Source organism: Ammonicoccus luteus, assembly GCF_050880385.1.
Taxonomy (GTDB): domain Bacteria; phylum Actinomycetota; class Actinomycetes; order Propionibacteriales; family Propionibacteriaceae; genus Enemella.
In genome coordinates this window covers 1-1,081 of the sequence record NZ_JBNZCI010000018.1, presented here as the reverse complement: position 1 = coordinate 1,081, position 1,081 = coordinate 1, and the positions used below count along the sequence as shown (strand labels likewise).

The 1,081-nt window shown below is 67.2% G+C and carries 1 protein-coding gene; it reads right to left on the bottom strand.

Features of this window, described 5'->3' with window-relative positions:
- Positions 1-17: 17 nt before the first annotated feature.
- Positions 18-977, bottom strand: a complete 960-nt coding sequence (locus tag ACQ260_RS17285) for an IS481 family transposase (protein ID WP_432560709.1) — start codon at positions 975-977, stop codon at positions 18-20.
- Between the last annotated feature and the right edge of the window lie 104 nt (positions 978-1,081).

Here is a 1,081-nt window from a genome sequence, read left to right as displayed (position 1 = left end):
CTAGGTGTACCCGGCCATCAGGTTGGTGACAGTCGGCTGATGGGTGGGAGCCCGTTGAGTGCGCTGTGGCCTCGTTCAGTGTTGTAGCGCTCCAGCCAAGGCGCAAGGGCTGCCGTGCGCTCCTGGTTGCTGGCGTAGGTGCGGCGGTAGGCCCACTCGGTGGCCAGGGTCCGGTTCAGCCGCTCGACCTTGCCGTTCTGCCAGGGGCAGTGGGGTTTGATGAACTTCTGCCGGATGCCGTGATCGGCGCACACCCCGCGCAGTGAGTAGCGGTAGGCCCACGCGTTGTCGGTCATCAGGCGTTCGATCCGGGTGATGCCGTGGGCGGCGAAGTAGCCGATCGCCCGCTGGAGGAAGGCGGCGCAGGTCGTGCCCTTCTCGTCGGGCAGAACCTCGCTGTAGGCCAACCGGGAGTGGTCATCGATCAAGGAGTGGACGTAGTCGAACCCAGGCCCGTTGACGCGGTCCCGAGCCACATTGCCGCGACCGTGGACCCGCCACCCGCCCCCGTCGGGGATCCGGCCGAGCTTCTTCACGTCCATGTGGACCAGCTCGCCGGGATGGTCACGTTCGTAACGGACCGCGGTCTGCTTCGACGAGCGGATCACTGCCCCGGTGATCGGGTCACACTCACGCAGGTAGGCGACCCGGTGGCGGCGCAGGATCCTCGAGATCGTGCGGGCCGGCACATCGACGAGCGTGGCGAGCAGGTCGGGGCCGGCTCGGTGGGTGGCTCGCGCGGCCAGCACGCGTTTCTCCACGGCCGAACTCGTCTTGGTGGGAGTTGTGTGTGGTTTCGACGACCGGGTTTGAAGGCCTGCTTGGCCCTCGGCGGCGTACCGGTCCAGCCACCTGCGCACGCACTTGCGGGACACTCCCATCGCGGCAGCGATGTGGGACTGGGGCCAGCCGGCCTGGTGGCGTTGCACGATCAGCAGCCGACCATGAACGGTCAGCCGGGCACTACCGTGGGACATGGAACCTCCGTGGTGGATGTGGGCCTTCGACAAGCCACACCCCACCCGGAGGTTCCCCTCACGTCAACAACCCCACGCTGCTACCAACGTCTTGGCCGGATACA

Bases quoted from the DNA above. Each gene is read 5' to 3' on its own strand.
- ACQ260_RS17285 (WP_432560709.1), bottom strand. From the start codon at position 977: ATGTCCCACGGTAGTGCCCGGCTGACCGTTCATGGTCGGCTGCTGATC.